Below are 19,658 nucleotides of genomic sequence, written 5' to 3' on the forward strand. Positions count from 1 at the left end.
CAACGAAACCCGCGAGAGATCGCGGGTTTTCTTGTTTTCCCGCTCTTCCCGCTCCGATGGCGCGAGTGGCGAGCGAAGCCCCGATGCGCGACGATGAGCGCGTGAGTGTCGTACTTCGCCCCTGGGTCCCTGCCGATGCCTCCGCCCTGGTCCGAGCCGCCCGGGGTGCGCCGGATCTCGCGCCCCAGTTCGGCGGTGCTGATCTGTCGACCTCCGAGAAGGCTGCCGCGTTCATCGAGACTGCCCTGGGCTTCGACGACCGCGCGAAGAACTGGGCCGTCGTCGATGACGGCTGCGCGGTCGGCAACGTCGGCGCATCCGCGATCGACCCGCGACACCAGACCGCATGGGTGCACTACTGGCTCTCCCCGGCTGCCCGCGGGAAGGGATACGCGACGGGTGCGCTCGCCGCCGTCTCCGAGTGGGCGTTCCGCACCGGACTGCACCGTCTCGAACTCGGACACCGCACGAACAATCCCGCCTCGTGCCGCGTGGCCACAGCGGTCGGCTTCCGCGCGGAGGGCATAGAGCGGGAGAAGCTCCGTTACGGCACCGAGCGCTTCGACGTCGAGACACATGCCCGGTTGGCGACCGACGCCTCCCCGCCGGTCGTCCCGCTGGCGATGCATGCACCGGGCTAGTGTCGTCTTGAAGGCCAGTCCCGGTATCGATCACCGGCCGATCCCCAGCGCCAGGGGCTTGCGGTCGGAATGCGACCTGGATAGAAAGACCACGGCGGACCGTCACCTCGACGGGCCGCGATCTGCAGGAGGATGCTAGTGCTGGGACTGTTCCGACGACCGGAGATGTTGCTGACGGAGACCCCTCCGCGAGATGAACCACGACTCTGGTCGCGGGGCTTCGGTCTCGTCGCGACCCGCAGCCTGCAGATCCTCGCGGTGCTCGCCGTCGTGGCCGTCGGTGTGCTCGTCATCACGCAGCTGTCTCTGGTGTTCATCCCCGTCACGATCGCGCTGATCCTGGCGTCGGCGATCCATCCGCTCGTCGCGTGGATGCGCAGACGCGGCGTGCCGTCGATCCTCGCGACGTGGATCGCCCTGATCGGCATCCTGGCCATTCTGGGCGGAGTCGTCTGGGTCATCGTGCTCACCGTTCGTTCCCAGTGGGACGACCTGGTCCAGTCCGCGACCGACGGCATCGCCCAGGTGACGGCGTGGCTCGACACCTTGCCCTTCGATATCGCGGCTATCGATCTGGATGACCTGTGGGCGAGCGCCGGCGAGTTCCTCACCAGCGCCTCGTTCGGTCGCGGTGCCCTTGCGGGCGTCTCTGCGACGGCGAGCTTCTTCACCGGCCTTGCGCTGATGATCGTCGTCCTGTTCTTCTTCCTCAAGGACGGCCCCCGCATCTGGGAGTTCCTGCTGCGCCCCTTCACCGGTGCCAGCTACGCGCGTGCCCGTCGCATCGGCGACAAGACCGTCGACGTGTTCGGCGGCTACGTGCGTGGAACCTCGATCGTCGCCGCCGCAGACGCCGTCGGCATCGGAGTGGGCCTCGCGATCCTCCAGATCCCGCTCGCACTGCCACTCGCCGTGATCGTCTTCCTCACCGCATTCATCCCGCTCGTCGGCGCGACGGCCGCCGGCATCCTCGCGGCGCTCGTCGCACTCGTGACCCACGGTCCTGTCGCGGCGCTGATCGTCGTCGGCATCGTCGTGCTGGTGAACCAGCTCGAGGGCAACTTCTTGCAGCCGGTCGTCATGGCGCGGTCGCTCAAGCTGCATGCGCTCGTCATCCTGCTCGCGTTGACCACCGGCACCATCCTCGGCGGAATCGTCGGCGCGGTGCTGTCTGTGCCGATCGCCGCCGTCGCCTGGGGCATCATCACCGTCTGGGACGGTCCGGACCTGCCCGCACGCCCCTTCCGGAAGAAGCGCCCCGAAACGGTCTGACCGGCGGTCCGGTTCGGGTGGGGGCCGGAGTCCCGATACTCCTCGCCGGCCCCTCGGTCAAGCATCTGCTGCGGACCGCGGGCTCCGTCTATCGTGATCGACACCTACATGAGAGGAGACGACGATGTCCAACCCCATCCCGCCGCTGGTCCCGTTGCCCGACGACGGTGACGCGAACGACAGCGTTCCCCGTCAAGACATCGACGGAGAACCCGTCATCGATCCGGATGCCGATCCCGACCAGGTCGACAGCGCCGACGCCGATCGGATCGCCGCAGAGCACGGCACCACAGATCAGGACGACGCCTGACATGACGACGCGGCAGGCTCTTCGCGAGCCTGCCGCGTTCGGTCACGTCGCGAGCAGCGGTGGCAGATGCGGGATCGCGATCGGCCGCGTCGCACGACTCGAATCCTGCACCCGGGCCACCTCGTCGAGCACCTCACGGGCATTCGCGTAGCGGACGGCGAGAGGGAGGTCCCGAAGCCAGACGACCTCGACCTCGGTCTCGGCATACTCGTAGACGCACGCGACCACGTGACGAGGATCATCCGTCGCGTAACGCAGGTCGTTGATCACCCACTCCGACGGCGTGATGCGCTTCAGGACGTATCTTGACTCTGGATCTCCGGACATTCTTTGGCCTCCAAGACTCTCTCCCCATATGCATCATGCGCGCACACGAGAGCGAGCGGATAGGGCCTTGACAGGTTCCGCCGATCAGGTAGTGGTCGGATCTCAGCCCGTCGGACGGATGGTCAGATCCGTCAGCGCCGCGTCGTCAGGAAGATCGAGCGCCGTGAGAATGGTCGTCACCACCGAGTCGGCGGTGATGAACCGCGCCGGGTCGTACGAGCGTCCCTCCTGCTGGTGCACGCGCTCCTGCATGGGAGTGGCTGTGCGACCGGGATAGACCGAGGTGACACGCACCCCATGCTCCGCCTCTTCGGCGCGCAGCGAATCAGCCAGCGCTTTGAGCCCGTGCTTGGAGGCGGCATACGCAGACCACCCGGGGTGCGCGTGCAGTCCTGCTCCGGAGTTGACGAACACGACCCGCGCTCGCGACACCCGAAGAAGCGGCAACAGGAGTCTGGTCAGTTCGGCAGGCCCGACGAGGTTGACGGCGAGCTGGTGCTCCCACAGCGTCGAGGGAAGGTCTGCGACGGCGCCCAGGTCGACGACTCCCGCCGCGTGCACGAGAGAGTCGATGCGCTCGGGCAGCGACTGCTTCGACAGCGCCCACGACAACCTGCCCGGTTGCGCAAGATCGCCGACGATCGTCGAGGCGCCGGGAAGGGACTCGGCGATCTCTCGCGCCCGCCCCGCATCGCGCGCGAGAAGCACCACCTGATCGCCGCGGTCGAGCAGACGACGTGCGAGAACCGATCCGATGCCGGATCCGGCCCCGGTGATCAGGTGGACCGACACGTCAGGCGCGATCCGCGGCAGGATCTGCGAGCTCGAACGGAACGACAGGGCAGTCCTTCCACAGGCGCTCGAGGCCGTAGTAGACGCGCTCCTCCTGGTGGAAGACATGGACGATCAGATCGCCGAAGTCGAGCAGCACCCATCGTGCTTCGGCGCGGCCCTCTCGGCGGACGCGCTTGTGCCCGGCCTCGATCAGCTTGTCCTCGATCTCGTCGGCGATGGCGGCGACGTTGCGCTCGCTGTTTCCGGTGACGAGAAGGAAGATGTCGACGAGCGGGAGGGGCTCCGACACGTTGAGCGCGACCAGGTCTTCACCGCCCTTCGACACAGCGGCGTCGGCTGCGAGCTGCAGCATGTGTACGGCGTTTTCAGGAGACTGCATCAGATTCAGAACACATTCGTGGTGAAGGCCACGATCAGGGCGACGCCCAGCGCGAGCGCGAGACCACCCGCCACGATCGCGAGGATGAGCATGAGTTTGTTGCCCTTTTCGGGGGCCGGCGGTCGGATGACCTCTCCGGCGGGCTTGATGGTGCTGACCGCAGCACTGGCCGCGATCGGTGTCGGCGAGGATGCAGGCGGGAGCTCGCCGTCGATGAGAACGGCGTCCACATCCTTGCCGTCGGTGGTGCCATGAGCGTGCCCTTGGGAGCCGAGGCCCCTGGGCAGCTCGTACGAGCCTGTGACGAGGATCTCGCCGGTCGAGGCGACCGGCCCCGAGAGCGAGCCGTCGCCGGGAGCCGGGTTGAAGATGAGTGTGTTGCCACCACGGTGCTGCGAGCCGGTGGAATCGCCGACCGTGAGCAGCTCGTCGAACGACGGGGTGAACGGCTTCGCAGGCTCAGCGTCGTCAGTCAGCACCGCCTGCCCGAACGTCGAGTTCACGGTGGGTCGTTCTTCGGTGGAATCGTCGGCGGCCGGCGCCTCGACCGAGTCGGGTGCGGCGGTCTCGGCATCGTCGACGCCCTCCGCCTCAGGCACCACCGACACGTCTGCAGAACGCTCAGCTCCGGAAGAGGCGCTCACCGGTGTGGCGACCACGATCTCCGAATCGTCATCGTCGTCATCCACGTCATCACTGTCGGCGGCGGGCGCCGAGGACTCGGGCTGGAACGGCGCGGACTCGGGCTCGTCGGACGCCTCTGCGTCCGCTGCCTCACCGTCGGCCCCCGCACCCTCCGAGAGCGCGTCGTCGCCGTCTGCGTCCTCGTCGATGCTCTGCGCGTCGGAGCCCGACCGCGAGCGCTCGAGCTCGCGCACCTGACGACGCGTGAGCCGAGTGGAGGAGCCTCTGCCGTCTGCCTCAGCGGATGCCGGAGCGTCAGCGGGCGAGGCGTCCGACGACTCTGCCGCCTGCGGCTCGGGTGCAGGAGGGGGCGTGGGCGGCGTCGCGGATGCGGCAGCTGCTGCCTCCTCCGGAGAGATGACCGGCGTGGAACCCGTCAGGCGGATCTCACGCAGCTGCTTTCGCGTCAGCGGACCCTGCTCAGGCCGATCCGATGTACTCATGCCTTGCTCCGATACAGATGATGCTTCGCGATGTATTGAACGACTCCGTCGGGAACGAGATACCAGACCGGCTCATCTTCACGAACCCGCGCTCGGCAGGCTGTGGACGAGATCGACAATGCCGGCACCTCCAGCTGGCTGACGTTGTCGCTCGGGAGGCCATCAGTGCTCAGGACGTGACCTGGGCGTGAGACCGCGACGAAGTGGGCCAACTCCCACAACTCATCATGGTCTCTCCAACTGAGAATTTGCGCTACGGCGTCGGCTCCGGTGATGAAGAACAGCTCGGCATCCGGACGAGCCTTCTTGAGATCTCGCAGGGTGTCGATCGTGTACGTGGGCCCCTCGCGGTCGACATCGACGCGACTCACGGTGAACTGCGGGTTGGATGCGGTCGCGATGACCGTCATCAGATACCGATGCTCGCTCGGTGTGACTTCGTCTTTCTGCCACGGGCGCCCGGTCGGGACGAAGACGACCTCGTCGAGATCGAAGGAGTGCGCGACCTCGCTCGCGGCTACCAGGTGCCCGTGATGGATGGGGTCGAACGTTCCGCCCATCACACCGATGCGCGCCGGACGCGAGATCGTGTCGTTCATAGGGGCCTAGTGGCCGTGTCCTGCCTCGTGGCCGTCCTTGCCGTGCTGCGCAGCCCATGCCTCGGCCTTCGCCGAGTGGCGGTTGGCGACGTTCTTGTACGACAACGTGACAAGACCGAGGAACGCGAACAGGATGATGGCGATCACCCCGAAGATCAGCGTCTCGGCCTGGACGTTGCCGTGGTGCTCGGTCTCGGCGGCGACCATCGCGATCTGTGCGACGAGGTTCATCCTGACTCCGTTTCGTGGCTGGCGGGCCGGGCGCGCGTGACGCCGCAGCGCCACCTAGTCTAGCCCTCAGGCGCGCGTCTGCCCCGACCCACGCGCCAGCCACTTCGTGCTGGTGAGCTCGGAGAGCCCCATCGGACCGCGCGCGTGCAGCTTCTGGGTCGAGATGCCGACCTCGGCCCCGAAACCGAATTCCGCTCCGTCGGTGAACCGGGTGGAGGTGTTCACCATCACCACGGCCGAGTCCACCTCGGCGAGGAAGCGCTCCGCATTGCGTGAATCCGTGGTGATGATCGACTCGGTGTGGCCCGTGCTGTATCGACGGATGTGGTCGAGCGCATCGTCGAGCGAGTCGACCACCTTGATGGCGATGTCGAGGCTGAGATACTCCGCGGCCCAGTCGTCCTCGGTCGCGGGGATGACGTTCGAGACGAGTCCCGCGACGATGTCGTCGCCGTGGATCGCGACCCCTTCGCTCTGCAGTGCGCTCGCCACCAGCGGCACGAGCCGCGGCGCGGCCTGGCGCAGCACCAGCACGGTCTCGACGGCGTTGCAGACGCTGGGACGCTGCACCTTGGCGTTCACGACGATGTCTCGCGCCCAGTCGTCGGGCGCCGTCTCATCGAGGACGATGTGCACGTTCCCGGCGCCGGTCTCGATCACCGGCACCGTCGATTCGGTGACCACGGTCTCGATGAGGCCGGCGCTGCCTCGCGGCACGAGCACATCGATGAAGCCGCGTCCGTGCATCAGAGCCTTCGCCCCGTCGCGACCGAAGTCGTCGACCGTCTGGATGGCCTCTGCAGTGACGCCCGAGTCCTCGAGTGCTCGGCGCATCACATCGACCAGCACGGTGTTCGATTCCTTGGCTGCGCTGCCGCCCCGCAGAACCACGGCGTTGCCGGAACGCAGAGCGAGGGCGGCGATGTCGACCGTCACATTGGGCCGTGCTTCGTAGATGGCACCGACCACACCGAAGGGCACGCGGACCTGCTCCAGCGCCACGCCGTTCGGCATCCGGTGGCCCCCGACGACCCTGCCGACCGGATCGGCCAGCGCCGCGACCTGGCGGACCGCCGCGGCGAGGCCCGACACGCGCTTCTCATCGAGTCGCAGCCGGTCGATCAGCGACTCCCCGATACCGTGTTCGCGACCACGGTCGACGTCGCGACCGTTGGCGTCGATGATCGTCGCCGCATTCTGCTCGAGCGCCACCGCGATGGCCTCGAGTGCGCGTGCCTTCTCGTCGCTGGTCAGCGCAGCGGTGGCGCGGGAGGCCGCCTTCGCACGCTCGAGGCGAACCTGCGGGGTCTGGTCGGTCATCCGACCAGTCTAAGAGAGCGCGGGCTCGAACCAGGTTCCTATTTCAGCCCCGGCGAGAGCCTTGCCGACGAGGTCTGCACTGGTGACGAGCACGCCGATTCCGGATGCCGCGGCGAGACGTGCCGCAGAGACCTTGGTGGCCGCTCCCCCGGTGCCGACGCTGTTGACGACCGTCGATCCGAACTCGAGACCGGAGAGATCGGCGTCCGGGGCGACCACGTCGATCGGCTCGGCCGACGGGTCGGAGGGCGGCCGGGTGTAGAGGGATTCGATGTCGCTCAGCAGCACCAGCGCGTCGGCCTGCACCAACTGCGCGACGAGGGCGCCGAGTCGATCGTTGTCACCGAAACGGATCTCCTGCGTCGCGACCGTGTCGTTCTCGTTCACGATCGGCAGCACGTGCAACCCGAGCAGACGCTCCATCGCACGCCGTGCGTTGCTGCGCGAGGTCGGGTTCTCGAGGTCACCCGTCGTGAGGAGCACCTGACCCGCGACGATGTCGAACGGACGCAGCGCCTCCTGATATCGGTACACCAGGACGTTCTGCCCCACGGCCGCCGCAGCCTGCTGCGTCGCGAGATCAGTGGGCCGCGCATCCAGTCGCAGGAAGGGGATGCCGCTGGCGATCGCCCCCGACGACACGAGGATGACCTCGGCGCCACGCGCGTGCGCAGCAGCGAGAGCCTCGACGAGGACGGGGATGCGCCAAGAGGCCTCTCCGCTGATGGAAGACGAGCCGACCTTCACGACGATGCGCGACGCGGTCGCGAGATCCGCGCGCGTGCGAGCGGTCACGCCTCACCCTCGTCGCGCGTGGCGAGACGGCGCGTCTCGGCCTCGGCGCGGGCCTCGGCTTTGGCATCCATCCGCTCGTAGTACTGCTCGCGACGCTCGGAGGTCGTACGACGTGCGTTCGGGGCGAGTCGCGGGTCGGTGCCTCGAGGAGCGGTCATGAGCTCGGCGGCGGAGGTCATGGTCGGCTCCCAGTCGAAGACGATGCTGTCGCCTTCGCCGATGACGACCGTCGACCCCTGCACTGCGCCGAGGCGGAACAGTTCGTCCTCGACACCCACCTTCTCGAGGCGGTCCGCGAGATAACCGACGGCTTCTTCGTTCTGGAAGTCTGTCTGCTGCACCCACCGCACCGGCTTCTCGCCGAGGATGCGGTACACGTTGCCGTACGTTCCGCCCTCGACCCGGATCGTGAATTCCTTCTTGGAGCCACGGGGACGGATGACGACGCGCTCGCGGACGGGCTCCGCAGCGGCGAGCTCTGCGCGGTGTGCGTCGACGATCTCGCCGAGCGCGAAGGTCAGCGGGCGCAGGCCCTCGTGCGAGATCGTGGAGATGTCGAAGACTCGGAACCCGCGCGCCTCGAGATCCGGGCGCACGAGATCGGCCAGATCACGCGCCTCGGGCACGTCGATCTTGTTGAGCGCCACGAGCTGCGGACGCTCGAGCAGAGGAGTCTGCCCCTCGGGCACCTCGTATGCGGCGAGCTCACCGAGGATCACATCGAGATCGGAGATCGGGTCGCGACCGGGCTCGAGGGTCGCGCAGTCGAGCACGTGCAGCAGCGCGGTGCAGCGTTCGACGTGGCGAAGGAACTCCAGTCCGAGGCCGCGCCCCTCACTTGCTCCCTCGATCAGACCGGGGACGTCGGCGACCGTGAAACGGAAATCACCCTGCTGCACGACGCCCAGGTTGGGGTGCAGCGTGGTGAACGGGTAGTCGGCGATCTTGGGCCGCGCCGCCGAGATCGCACCGATCAGGCTCGACTTGCCTGCGGAGGGGTACCCCACGAGCGCCACGTCGGCGACGGTCTTGAGCTCGAGCACGACGTCGCCCTCGTAGCCGGGCGTGCCGAGCAGCGCGAAACCGGGAGCCTTGCGCTTGGGAGTCGCGAGAGCCGCGTTTCCGAGGCCGCCATGACCGCCCTTCGCGACGACGAACCGCTGACCGGGCTCGATCATGTCGGTGAGGACCTCACCGTCGGGGTTCTTCACCACGGTGCCGACGGGCACGGGCAGCTCGAGATCCTCGCCCATGAACCCGGCCCGGTGATCACCCATTCCCGGGCCGCCGTTGCCTGAGCTGCGGTGCGGTGAGTGGTGGTACGAGAGAAGCGTGCCCGTCTGGGTGTCGGCGACGAGCACGATGTCGCCGCCGTCCCCGCCGTTCCCACCATCGGGCCCACCGAGCGGCTTGAACTTCTCGCGGTGCACGGAGACACAGCCGTTGCCGCCCTTGCCCGCGCGCAGATGCAGCGTCACGGTGTCGACGAAGCTGACCATGTCTCTCTCCTCAATTGATGCGGCCCGAGATGCGAACTCGGCCGGAAACGCAGATTCGGGACGGGCCGAAGCCCGCCCCGAATCGGATGACTAGTGTCGTGCTGTGATCACTCAGCAGCGGCGACGATGTTGACGACCTTGCGGCCGCCCTTCGCGCCGAACTGGACCGCGCCGGCAGCCAGAGCGAACAGCGTGTCGTCGCCACCACGGCCGACGTTGACGCCGGGGTGGAAGTGCGTGCCACGCTGGCGGACGATGATCTCGCCGGCGAGAACCTGCTGTCCTCCGAAGCGCTTCACGCCAAGTCGCTGAGCGTTGGAGTCACGACCGTTACGGGTGGAGCTTGCGCCCTTTTTATGTGCCATGTCCTGGTCTCCTCGGTCTTACTTGATGCCGGTGATCTTGACGCGCGTGAGCTCCTGGCGGTGGCCCTGACGCTTCTTGTAGCCGGTCTTGTTCTTGTACTTCTGGATGATGATCTTCGGGCCGCGGAGGTTGCCGATGACCTCTGCCGTGACCTTGACCTTCGCCAGCGAGTCAGCGTCGGTGGTCACCGTGGTGCCGTCGACGAGAAGCACTGCAGCGAGCTCGATGTTCTCGCCCTGGGCAGCCTTGACACGGTCGAGCTGAACGATCGTGCCGACCTCGACCTTCTCCTGCCGCCCACCGGCGCGCACTACTGCGTAAACCACTTCATACCTGTTTCGTTGGGGAGCTCGCGGCTCCGAGAATCTCACGGGAAGACTGTTGCTTGCATGCGTCGCGGGCGACGGGTGCGACTGCAAGACTCTCCGCTCCGACCGTGCAGGACGACGCGGCATGCGCACCAAGGGACTACTTTACCGGATGCGGGACACTGTGGCAAAACGTACCGTGTGGTGTGTCCGGCAATAGGCTGACGTGATGACCGTTCTCGTCGATGATCCCCGCTGGCCCGCGCACGGGCGGCTCTGGGCACATCTCGTGAGCGACGACAACCTCGACGAGCTGCATGCCTTCGCGAGATCGCATGACGTGCCTGCGCGCGCCTTCGACCTCGACCACTACGACGTTCCGGAAGAGCTCGTCCCCCGGCTCATCGCCGCCGGCGCGCAACGCGTCGACGGCAAGGAGCTGGTCCGGCGGCTGATCGCGTCAGGACTGCGTGTCCCCGCCCGCGATCGGCGCTGACGGCTCCGAGTTCACCGAGACCGGGGTCCCGGTGAGTGCCGCCGTGGAGACACGGCGACGACCGCGTCCCTGACCGGGTGCCTTCGGCTCGGGAAGCGCATCGAGCACCGAGTCGAGAAGGGCCTCCGCAGGCGACTTCGGAGACGTGCGGTCTCCTCCGCGCTTCTTGCGGGGCTTCTTCGCGCGCTCCTGCACGACCGGGGCGTCCGCCGACTGCTCGGGGCCGGTGGCCTCGCCAGCCGTATCCTCTGCGCTGGGCACGCGGGTCGACGCCGCGATCTGCGCGAGTGCCGACTTCGCCCCCTCGGGGATGCTGTGCGTCGTCACCGCGGCCGGCGCCTGGTTCTGATTCTGGTTCTGGCCGTTGCCGCCGCGCTGGCGACGGTTGGAGGAGCTGCCGTTGCCGTTGCTGTTGCCGTTGCTGCTGGACCGGTGCTTCACGACGGGGTCGTGGTGCACGATGACTCCGCGCCCGGCGCACACGTCGCACGCCTCGCTGAAGGTCTCGAGCAGACCGAGGCCGAGCTTCTTGCGGGTCATCTGCACGAGGCCGAGCGAGGTGACCTCGGCGACCTGGTGCTTGGTGCGGTCGCGGCTGAGGCACTCGATGAGACGGCGCAGCACGAGGTCGCGGTTCGACTCGAGCACCATGTCGATGAAGTCGACGACGATGATGCCGCCGATGTCGCGCAGACGCAGCTGGCGGACGATCTCCTCAGCCGCCTCGAGGTTGTTCTTGGTGACGGTCTCTTCGAGGTTGCCGCCCGAGCCGACGAACTTGCCGGTGTTGACGTCGACGACGGTCATCGCCTCGGTGCGGTCGATGACCAGCGAGCCCCCCGAAGGCAGCCAGACCTTGCGGTCGAGCGCCTTCTCGATCTGCTCGGTGATGCGGAACGCGTCGAACGGGTCGGCCTCGTCCTCGTACGACTCCACACGCTCGAGGAGGTCCGGGGCGACGCTCTCGAGGTACGCGCGGATCGTGCGCTGCGATTCCTCGCCCTGGATCAGCATCTTCGTGAAGTCCTCGTTGAAGACATCACGCACGATCTTGACCAGCAGGTCGGGTTCCGCATGCAGAAGCGCGGGCGCCTGCTGGGACTCGACCTGTGTGCGGATGTGCTCCCACTGGGTCGTCAGACGCTGCACGTCGCGCGTGAGCTGATCTTCGGTCGCCCCCTCGGCGGCCGTGCGCACGATCACGCCGGAGGACTCCGGAAGCACCTCCTTCAGGATGCGCTTGAGACGCGTGCGCTCGTTGTCCGGAAGCTTGCGACTGATGCCGTTCATCGATCCGCCCGGCACGTAGACCAGGTAGCGGCCCGGGAGCGAGATCTGGCTCGTCAGGCGGGCGCCCTTGTGTCCCACCGGGTCCTTCGTGACCTGCACGAGCACACGGTCGCCGGCCTTGAGCGCCAGCTCGATGCGGCGGGGCTGGTTGCCGGTCTCGACACCGTCCCAGTCGACCTCGCCCGAGTACAGCACCGCATTGCGACCGCGACCGATGTCGACGAAGGCGGCCTCCATGCTCGGCAGCACGTTCTGCACACGGCCGAGGTAGACGTTGCCGATCAGCGACGCGTCCTGGTTGCGCGCGACGTAGTGCTCCACGAGCACGCCGTCTTCGAGCACGCCGATCTGCGTGCGGCCGTTCTTCGACCGGACGACCATCTTGCGATCCACCGACTCGCGGCGAGCGAGGAACTCGGCTTCAGTGACCACCGGGCGACGACGACCGGCATCGCGGCCGTCACGACGACGCTGCTTCTTCGCCTCGAGACGAGTGGACCCCTTGATCGCCTTGGGCTCGGTGATGTACTCGACGACGCGCTGGCGCGGCTGACGCGGTTCATCCCGCTGCTCACGCTGGTCAGCGTCGTCCGAGCCTCCGCGGCGGCGGCGTCCGCGACGACCGGATGCCGAGTCGTCGGGCTCGCGCTCGGCGATGCGGTCGAACACGCGCTCGCGACCGCCGCGCGCCGGTAGCGGCACGATCTCGGGCGCGTAGAAGTGGAGCTGCGTCGAGACCTGCGAGACGAAGACCTCCGGCAGCAGGCCGAGCGAGACGGCAGTCAGCGGCTCGGGAGCCGACGGCGCCTCGGTCTTCGGCGCATCGGACTTCTCGGCGCTGGACTTCTCGGCGCCGGACTTCTCCGAGGCGGCATCCGCCTCGACGGGCTGCTCGTCGCCCGCGGCGGGCGTCTTCTCGACGGCTGGTGCGTCCTGAGCAGGAGCATCCACAGCAGCAGGTGCGTCTTCAGACACGGCATCCTGGGATGCGGGTGCGTCGACCGACGCGGCATCCTCAGACACACGAGCGTCCTCGGACACAGGAGCGTCCTCCGCTGCGGCTGGCTCCTCGACGGGAGCGTCGTCAACCGGAGCGTCGGCGGTCGGCGCCTCCGCCTCAGCGGGGACCTCCTCGGCTGCGTCCGGTTCCTGAGGAACCTCGACAGTCACCGCTGCGGGCGCGTCAGCATCCGCGGGGAAGTCGAGGGTAGGGGCGTCGTAGTCATTGTTCTCATCGGCCATCTCTGGCTTACTCCTCGCGCGGTGCATCGGATGCTCCGCGAATTCTCATGCGGCATCCGCGGATGCTGCGAACTCACTCGGTGTGCGACCGGCTCATGGCTCTGATCGCGTGGGGCATACGGCCCCGAAGTCTGCGTCGATGTCGGCCTCGACAGGGTCGAGCGGTGCATCACAGGCCATTATCGCACCAACTGGCCAGGTTCGCGGCATCCTGCGCTCGTCCGCGTCGTTTTCTCCGGTGCGCTCTCGCCCGATCCATAGTGATCGCTGAGATAATCCACACATGAGCGAGCAGCGCACCCGCCCCGTCGTCTATGCGATCTGGCTGATCATCGCGAGCGTGGTCGGCTGGTTCGCCGCCTTCCAGCTGACGATCGACAAGTTCATCCAGCTCGAGAATCCCGATGCCGATCTGAGCTGCAATGTCAGCGTCATGATCCAGTGCGGCAAGAACCTCGGCTCGTGGCAGGGCGAGATCTTCGGGTTCCCGAACCCGCTGATCGGTCTCACTCTGTGGACGGCTCCCCTCGTCGTCGGTGTGGCGATCCTCGCGGGGGCCCGGTTCCCGCGCTGGTTCTGGGCGCTTTTCGGCGTCGGCGTCACCTTCGCCTTCGGCTTCGTGTGCTGGCTGATCGGACAGAGCCTGTACGCGGTCAACCTCGGCGTTCTCTGCCCCTGGTGCATGCTCACCTGGGCGGTGACCATCCCGACGTTCTTCTCGACGATGGTGCACCTCATGCGCAACGGCACCTTCTCGCGGAGCGCGCGAGTCATGCGCGCAGGATCCGCGCTCATGGCGTGGGTGCCGCTCGCGACGATCCTCGCGTATGCCCTCGTGATCCTGCTCGCGCAGCTGCGCGGTCTCGACCTGCTCGGCGAGGTCGTCGGAATGATCTTCTGATCGGGCGGATGCCCCTCGACGACGAAGCCCGCCCCACGGATCGTGGAGCGGGCTTCGTCGTATCGTCGTGACGGGGGGGGGTCAGCCGAACCAGATCGCGAGCTCGCGCTCGGCTGACGCGACGCTGTCCGATCCGTGCACGAGGTTCTGCTGCACTTTGAGGCCCCAGTCGCGACCGAAGTCGCCCCGGATGGTTCCAGGAGCTGCGGTCGTCGGGTCGGTGGTGCCGGCCAGCGAGCGGAAGCCTTCGATGACGCGGTTGCCCGCGAGACGGATGGCGACGGACGGGCCCGAGAGCATGAACTCGATGAGAGGCTCGTAGAAGGGCTTGCCCTCATGCTCGGCGTAGTGCGCAGCGAGCACGTCGCGGTCGGGCTCGACGAGTCGGATGTCGACGAGCGCATAGCCCTTCGACTCGATACGCGCCAGAATCGCTCCGGTGAGGCCGCGGGCGACACCATCGGGCTTGACGAGGACGAGGGTTTCTTCAGTGGCCATGTCATTCACTCTCTGTCTGAGTCTCGGTCGCGGGCCCGGCCGGACGTCGTGCGTCCAATTGGGCCCCCATGATCGTCGCATACGCCCACATGCCACCGAAAATCACGACGACGAGCAGAATCGCCGGCACGAGCACAGCGGACACGGCGATGATCGCCTGAAGCACCCAGCCGGCGGTGATGGCCCAGGGCTTGGTGATCATCCCGGCGACGACGATGCAGGCGAATCCGACGACCGCGCCTCCCACGATCCCCCACCACTGCGGGATGCCTGCGGGAAGAGCCTTGAGCCCGAACACGGTGAGGCCTGCGAGGAAGACCACGATCGACTCGAAACCGAGCACGATCGGCGCCAGCTTCTGCACCAGCGTGCGCGGAGCACGCGGTGCGCGCACCCGGCGGGGAGCCTCGTCGGGGGCGGATGCCGCGCTCATGCGCGCCACCCGGACTTCCAGTCCTCTTCCTCCGAGAGAGCGATCGCTTCCCCGGCCAGCGCGACGGAACCCGCGATGACGACCGCACGGCGCTCCGTCGATGCCGCCCACTCTCGCGCGGCATCGGCCGCGTCCGCCAGCGTCGCGTGCACGGTGGCACGATGCCCCGCCGCTTCCACGAGGTCTGCGATGAGGTCGGCATCGCTCGCCCGGTCGGACTCCGGCGCCGTCGCGAAGACGTGGGCCGCAGCAGGGGCGAGCTTCGCCACGATACCCGCGGCGTCCTTGTCGGCGAGTACGCCGAGAACGACACCCCACTCGTCGAAGTCGAAGCTGTCGTCCATCGCCTGCGCGAGCGCCGCCGCGCCGTGCGGGTTGTGCGCGGCGTCGACGATCACCGTGGGTGAGATGCCGAGCAGCTGCAGCCTGCCGGGCGAGGTCGCGCCCTGCAGGCCCTCCGAGATGATGTCGGCCGCGATCCGCTGACCGCCGCCTCCGATGAGCGATTCGACAGCCGCGACCGCCAGCGCGGCATTGTGCCCTTGGTGGGCGCCGTACTGCGGCAGGTACTCCTCGAGGTACTCCCCCGCGAGTCCGCGGATCGAGATGAGCTGACCGCCCACGGCCAGTTTCTGATCCGTCAGGCCGAAGTCGTCCCCCTCGAATGCGATGGTCGCGTTCTTCTCCGCGGCGACTCTGCGAAGGACATCTGCGGCGTCGGCGGGCTGCTGAGCCGAGACGACCGCAGCCCCCTCCTTGATGATGCCCGCTTTGACCTTCGCGATCGCCGAGATCGTGTTACCGAGGCGATCCGCGTGGTCGATGTCGATCGGCGCGAAGACTGCGACGTCGCCGTCGGCCGTGTTCGTCGAGTCCCACTCGCCGCCCATGCCCACTTCGAGCACGAGAACGTCGACCGGGGCATCGGCCACGGCTACGAAGGCCAGCACGGTGAGGAGCTCGAAGAACGTGAGCGGTTCCTCGCCCGCGGTCCGGAGCTCGGCATCCACGATCTCGACGAAGGGCTCGATCTCATCCCAGGCGTCGGCGACCGCGGCATCCTCGATCGGCTCGCCGTCGATCATGATCCGCTCGGTGAAGCGCTCGAGGTGCGGACTCGTGAAGAGCCCGGTGCGCAGTCCATGCGCGCGCAGCAGACTCTCGATCATGCGCGCCGTCGACGTCTTGCCGTTCGTTCCCGTGATGTGCACCACCCGATAGGTGCGCTGCGGATCGTCGAGGAATGCGAGGATCCGGGCGGTCCGCTCCTTCCGGGGCTGCACCCAGCGCTCGCCGGCTCGGCTGAGAAGCGTGGCATACACGGCATCCGCGCGGTCACGAGCGCTCATGAGACCACTCCTTCGTTCTTGGCGGCCTCGCGCACCACGGCTGTGGCGTCGATCGTGACGATGATCGGTCCCTTCGACGAGCCGAGAGCGCGAGCCCCCGAGCGGAACACGCCGTCACCGGGACTCTGGACGTCGTCGACCACGGCGTCCAGGCCATCGGTGGGCTGCGCCGCGAAGGCGATCGCCAGCGTCTCACGCGCGATCAGCTCGGCGTGCGCGGTCAGGGCGGCAGCATCTTCGGGCGTGGCGTTCAGGGCGAGCACGATGCGGTCGCTCACATCGAGCCCCGCGTTCTTGCGTGCCTCCTGCACCACGCGGATCGCGTCGCGGGCGGTGCCCTCGGCCTCGAGGTCCGGGGTCGTCTGCGTGTCGAGAAGCACGAATCCGCCCGAGGGGACGATGGCGAGAGCCTCGCCGTCCGGGCGTCCCGTCGTCTCGAGTGCGAGCTCGTACTCGGTCGGCTCGAGCACGACTCCGCCGGCCGTCACGACTCCGTCGACCTCGGTCCAGTCGCCCGCCTTGGCGGCCTTGATCACGGTCTGCACATTCTTGCCGAGACGGGGTCCTGCGGCGCGAGCATTGACGCTGAGCCGATGACTGATGCCGTACTCCCTCGCCGTCGCCTCCGACTGCTGCACCAGCTCGACCGATTTGACGTTGAGTTCGTCGCGGAGGATCTCCTCGAACTGACCGAGGGTCGCCGCCAGCGGCGACACGACCGTGAACCGGGCGAGAGGCAGCCGCACGCGGAGCTTCTCCTTCTTGCGCAGCGCGTTGCCGACACTCGACAGCTCTCGCACGGCATCCATCGCGTCACGGATGTCATCGGCTGCGGGGAACGCATCGGCATCCGGCCAGTCCTGCAGGTGCACGCTGCGGCCTCCGGTCAGTCCCTGCCAGACGCGCTCGCTGATGAGCGGCACGAGCGGAGCCGCGACGCGCGTCAGCGTCTCGAGCACCGTGTACAGGGTGTCGAAGGCGTCTGTGCTCGTCCCCTCCCAGAAACGGTCGCGCGAGCGCCGTATGTACCAGTTGGTGAGCACCTCGGCGAAGTCACGCAGACGTGCCGATGCCGTGGTGGAGTCGAGCCCCTCGAGATCGGCTCGCACCTCGCGCACCAGGTCGCCGAGACGAGCCAGGATGTAGCGGTCGAGGACGTCGGTCGAATCGGTCCTGCGTTTCGACTCGCTCCGCTCGCTCAACGACCGCTGAACCTCGGGGCTCGCCGCGTTCGCGTACGTGGCGAAGAAGTACCACGAGCTCCACAGCGGAAGCAGGAACTCGCGCACACCCGAGCGGATGCCTTCTTCCGTGACCGCCAGGTTGCCGCCGCGGAGCACGGAGCTCGACATCAGGAACCAGCGCATCGCGTCGGAGCCGTCCCGGTCGAGCACCTCGGACACGTCCGGGTAGTTGCGCAGCGACTTCGACATCTTGTAGCCGTCGTTGCCGAGAACGATGCCGTGACAGCTGACGCCGGTGAACGCCGGTCGGTCGAAGAGGGCGGTCGACAGCACGTGCATGACGTAGAACCACCCGCGCGTCTGGCCGATGTACTCGACGATGAAGTCGGCGGGCGCGTGCGAGTCGAACCATTCCTGGTTCTCGAACGGATAGTGCACCTGCGCGTACGGCATCGATCCGGAGTCGAACCACACGTCGAAGACGTCCTCGATGCGGCGCATCGTGCTCTTGCCGGTGGGGTCGTCGGGGTTCGGGCGGGTCAGGTCGTCGATGTACGGGCGGTGCAGGTCGATCTCACCCTCGGGGTTCCGCGGCAGTGTGCCGAAGTCGCGCTCCATCTCCTCGAGCGACCCGTAGGTGTCGACACGAGGGTAGTCGGGGTCGTCGCTCTTCCACACCGGGATCGGCGAGCCCCAGTAGCGGTTGCGGCTGATCGACCAGTCGCGCGCACCCTCGAGCCACTTACCGAACTGGCCGTGCTTGACGTTCTCGGGCACCCAGGTGATCTGCTCGTTGCCCGCGAGGAGGTCTTCCTTGATGTCGGTGACGCGGATGAACCAGCTCGAGACCGCCTTGTAGATCAGGGGGTTCCGGCAGCGCCAGCAGTGCGGGTACGAGTGCACGTAGCTCTGCTCGCGCAGAAGGCGCCCCTCCGTGCGCAGCAGGCGGATGAGCGGCGTGTTCGCGTCCATCCACAGCTGGCCGGCGACGTCGGTGACGTTGGGCAGGAAGCGTCCGCCGTCGTCGAGCGACAGGATCGTCGGGATGCCGGCGGCACCGGCCACCCGCTGGTCGTCCTCACCGTAGGCCGGCGCCTGGTGCACGATGCCGGTGCCGTCGCTGACCGTGACGTAGTCGTCGACGAGGATCCGCCAGGCGTTCTCCGTGCCGTGGACCTCGGTGTCGGCGTAGTAGTCGAACAGCCGGTCGTACGTGACGTCTTCGAGGTCTGCACCGCGCACGACCTGGTCGACCGCGGCGAGCGCGTCGTCGAGGCTCTCGTAGCCGAGGTCCCTGACGTAGCCGCCGAGAAGCTCACGGGCGAGGAGGTAGCGGTGAGCCGACGCCTCGACGACGGCATCCGTCGTTCCGGCGGGTGCGTGCACATCGGCGGCACCGCCGGGGCCCGCGGGGAGCACGACGTACTCGATGTCGGGTCCGACGGCGAGCGCGAGGTTGGTCGGGAGCGTCCACGGTGTGGTCGTCCAGGCCAGGGCGCGCACGGCGGTGAGGCCGAGGGCTTCGGCCTTCGCGCCGGTCAGCGGGAAGGTCACCGTGACCGACGGATCCTGACGGTCCTGGTAGACGTCGTCGTCCATGCGCAGCTCGTGCGCCGACAGCGGGGTCTCATCGCGCCAGCAGTACGGCAGCACGCGGTATCCCTCGTAGGCGAGGCCCTTGTCGTACAGGGTCTTGAACGCCCAGAGCACACTCTCCATGTACCCGAGGTCGAGCGTCTTGTAGCCGCGCTCGAAATCGACCCAGCGCGCCTGACGGGTGACGTAGTCCTGCCACTCGTGCGTGTACTTGAGCACCGAGTCCTTCGCCTTCGCGTTGAAGACGTCGATGCCCATGGCCTCGATCTCGCTCTTCTCGGTGATGCCGAGCTGCTTCATGGCCTCGAGCTCGGCGGGCAGACCGTGCGTGTCCCATCCGAAGACACGATCGACCTTTTTGCCGATCATGGTCTGAAAACGCGGGAAGACATCTTTGGCGTACCCGGTCAGCAGGTGTCCGTAGTGGGGCAGGCCGTTGGCGAACGGCGGGCCGTCGTAGAAGACCCACTCGTCGGCGCCTTCGCGCTGCTCGATCGAGGCGCGGAAGGTCTGATCGGTCTCCCAGAAGTCGAGCACCTCGCGCTCGATCTGAGGGAACCGTGGGCTCGGGGTGACGGAGGCGGACTGGTCGGCGGCGGGGCCGAAGGAGGAACGCGGGTAGGTCATGTCGTCTCGCAGGAGTCGTGGCGGATGCTGCTGCGAGGACGATCCGTCCGGCTTGTCGTTCCGGGGACCGCGG

The 19,658-nt window shown here is 67.6% G+C and carries 21 protein-coding genes; 5 read left to right on the forward strand and 16 right to left on the reverse strand.

All coding sequences use genetic code 11. The annotated features are described in order from the left end of the window. Positions 1–101 precede the first annotated feature (101 nt). The 3 genes from AC3WS6_RS12310 to AC3WS6_RS12320 all read left to right on the forward strand — a co-directional run bounded on the left by AC3WS6_RS12310 (position 102) and on the right by AC3WS6_RS12320 (position 2,223). Positions 102–641 carry a GNAT family N-acetyltransferase gene (locus AC3WS6_RS12310; protein ID WP_492501283.1) on the forward strand — a complete coding sequence of 180 codons (540 nt, stop codon included), beginning with the start codon at positions 102–104 and terminating at the stop codon, positions 639–641. Between the two features lie 141 nt (positions 642–782). Further along, on the forward strand, positions 783–1,913 hold the full coding sequence (locus tag AC3WS6_RS12315; protein WP_492501496.1) for an AI-2E family transporter: 1,131 nt from the start codon (positions 783–785) through the stop codon (positions 1,911–1,913). Between the two features lie 124 nt (positions 1,914–2,037). Further along, positions 2,038–2,223: a hypothetical protein gene (locus tag AC3WS6_RS12320; protein ID WP_492501284.1), complete on the forward strand. Its 186-nt coding sequence runs from the start codon at positions 2,038–2,040 to the stop codon at positions 2,221–2,223. A 42-nt stretch (positions 2,224–2,265) separates the two neighbouring features. On the opposite strand, the gene AC3WS6_RS12325 is transcribed toward AC3WS6_RS12320, so the two are convergent. The 11 genes from AC3WS6_RS12325 to rplU all read right to left on the reverse strand — a co-directional run bounded on the left by AC3WS6_RS12325 (position 2,266) and on the right by rplU (position 9,987). Continuing rightward, the gene (locus AC3WS6_RS12325) at positions 2,266–2,550 is read right to left on the reverse strand and encodes a hypothetical protein (protein ID WP_492501285.1); all 285 of its coding nucleotides are present in this window, start codon (positions 2,548–2,550) and stop codon (positions 2,266–2,268) included. 102 nt (positions 2,551–2,652) lie between these two features. Further along, positions 2,653–3,342 (reverse strand): SDR family oxidoreductase, encoded by a 690-nt coding sequence (locus AC3WS6_RS12330; protein WP_492501286.1) that lies wholly within the window; start codon positions 3,340–3,342, stop codon positions 2,653–2,655. A gap of 1 nt (position 3,343) precedes the next feature. Continuing rightward, positions 3,344–3,724 carry a ribosome silencing factor gene (gene rsfS, locus AC3WS6_RS12335; RefSeq protein ID WP_492501287.1) on the reverse strand — a complete coding sequence of 127 codons (381 nt, stop codon included), beginning with the start codon at positions 3,722–3,724 and terminating at the stop codon, positions 3,344–3,346. Positions 3,725–3,729: 5 nt separating this feature from the next. Then, a complete protein-coding gene (locus AC3WS6_RS12340) occupies positions 3,730–4,851 on the reverse strand; it encodes a hypothetical protein (protein WP_492501288.1) in 1,122 nt (373 codons plus the stop codon). After that, entirely contained in the window at positions 4,848–5,450 is a 603-nt protein-coding gene (gene nadD, locus AC3WS6_RS12345; RefSeq protein WP_492501289.1) for a nicotinate-nucleotide adenylyltransferase, read from the reverse strand. Before nadD ends, AC3WS6_RS12340 begins: the two co-directional genes overlap by 4 nt. A gap of 6 nt (positions 5,451–5,456) precedes the next feature. Further along, positions 5,457–5,681 carry a hypothetical protein gene (locus AC3WS6_RS12350; protein ID WP_201470046.1) on the reverse strand — a complete coding sequence of 75 codons (225 nt, stop codon included), beginning with the start codon at positions 5,679–5,681 and terminating at the stop codon, positions 5,457–5,459. 66 nt (positions 5,682–5,747) lie between these two features. Continuing rightward, entirely contained in the window at positions 5,748–7,001 is a 1,254-nt protein-coding gene (locus AC3WS6_RS12355; RefSeq protein WP_492501290.1) for a glutamate-5-semialdehyde dehydrogenase, read from the reverse strand. 9 nt (positions 7,002–7,010) lie between these two features. Further along, positions 7,011–7,796 (reverse strand): glutamate 5-kinase, encoded by a 786-nt coding sequence (proB, locus tag AC3WS6_RS12360; RefSeq protein ID WP_492501291.1) that lies wholly within the window; start codon positions 7,794–7,796, stop codon positions 7,011–7,013. Then, the gene (gene obgE / locus AC3WS6_RS12365) at positions 7,793–9,295 is read right to left on the reverse strand and encodes a GTPase ObgE (RefSeq protein WP_492501292.1); all 1,503 of its coding nucleotides are present in this window, start codon (positions 9,293–9,295) and stop codon (positions 7,793–7,795) included. The genes proB and obgE overlap by 4 nt, the downstream gene beginning before the upstream one ends. A 107-nt stretch (positions 9,296–9,402) precedes the next feature. After that, the gene (gene rpmA / locus AC3WS6_RS12370) at positions 9,403–9,660 is read right to left on the reverse strand and encodes a 50S ribosomal protein L27 (RefSeq protein ID WP_028501603.1); all 258 of its coding nucleotides are present in this window, start codon (positions 9,658–9,660) and stop codon (positions 9,403–9,405) included. Positions 9,661–9,678: 18 nt separating this feature from the next. Continuing rightward, complete coding sequence (gene rplU, locus AC3WS6_RS12375) at positions 9,679–9,987, reverse strand: 50S ribosomal protein L21 (RefSeq protein ID WP_201470050.1); 309 nt, start codon at positions 9,985–9,987, stop codon at positions 9,679–9,681. Between the two features lie 211 nt (positions 9,988–10,198). Between rplU and AC3WS6_RS12380 the strand changes: the two genes are divergently transcribed. Continuing rightward, on the forward strand, positions 10,199–10,465 hold the full coding sequence (locus AC3WS6_RS12380) for a DUF4031 domain-containing protein (protein ID WP_492501293.1): 267 nt from the start codon (positions 10,199–10,201) through the stop codon (positions 10,463–10,465). Here the strand turns inward: AC3WS6_RS12380 and AC3WS6_RS12385 are convergent. Continuing rightward, on the reverse strand, positions 10,430–12,997 hold the full coding sequence (locus AC3WS6_RS12385) for an Rne/Rng family ribonuclease (RefSeq protein ID WP_492501294.1): 2,568 nt from the start codon (positions 12,995–12,997) through the stop codon (positions 10,430–10,432). The two genes, AC3WS6_RS12380 and AC3WS6_RS12385, sit on opposite strands and share 36 nt — an antisense overlap. A 283-nt stretch (positions 12,998–13,280) precedes the next feature. Here AC3WS6_RS12385 and AC3WS6_RS12390 point away from each other — a divergent pair, with 283 nt between their 5' ends. Further along, positions 13,281–13,898, forward strand: coding sequence for a vitamin K epoxide reductase family protein (locus AC3WS6_RS12390; protein WP_492501295.1), 618 nt, complete (start codon positions 13,281–13,283; stop codon positions 13,896–13,898). 81 nt (positions 13,899–13,979) lie between these two features. On the opposite strand, the gene ndk is transcribed toward AC3WS6_RS12390, so the two are convergent. From ndk to ileS, 4 genes are read right to left on the reverse strand one after another with little or no spacing between them, the layout of a single operon-like run. Beyond that, positions 13,980–14,396 carry a nucleoside-diphosphate kinase gene (ndk, locus tag AC3WS6_RS12395; protein WP_492501296.1) on the reverse strand — a complete coding sequence of 139 codons (417 nt, stop codon included), beginning with the start codon at positions 14,394–14,396 and terminating at the stop codon, positions 13,980–13,982. A 1-nt stretch (position 14,397) separates the two neighbouring features. Further along, positions 14,398–14,829 carry a DUF4233 domain-containing protein gene (locus AC3WS6_RS12400; RefSeq protein WP_492501497.1) on the reverse strand — a complete coding sequence of 144 codons (432 nt, stop codon included), beginning with the start codon at positions 14,827–14,829 and terminating at the stop codon, positions 14,398–14,400. After that, positions 14,826–16,178, reverse strand: a complete 1,353-nt coding sequence (locus tag AC3WS6_RS12405; RefSeq protein WP_492501297.1) for a bifunctional folylpolyglutamate synthase/dihydrofolate synthase — start codon at positions 16,176–16,178, stop codon at positions 14,826–14,828. Before AC3WS6_RS12405 ends, AC3WS6_RS12400 begins: the two co-directional genes overlap by 4 nt. Beyond that, the gene (ileS, locus tag AC3WS6_RS12410) at positions 16,175–19,585 is read right to left on the reverse strand and encodes an isoleucine--tRNA ligase (RefSeq protein ID WP_492501298.1); all 3,411 of its coding nucleotides are present in this window, start codon (positions 19,583–19,585) and stop codon (positions 16,175–16,177) included. The genes AC3WS6_RS12405 and ileS overlap by 4 nt, the downstream gene beginning before the upstream one ends. Positions 19,586–19,658 lie beyond the last annotated feature (73 nt).

Source organism: Microbacterium sp. EB106-03-03-XG65 (assembly GCF_058791955.1).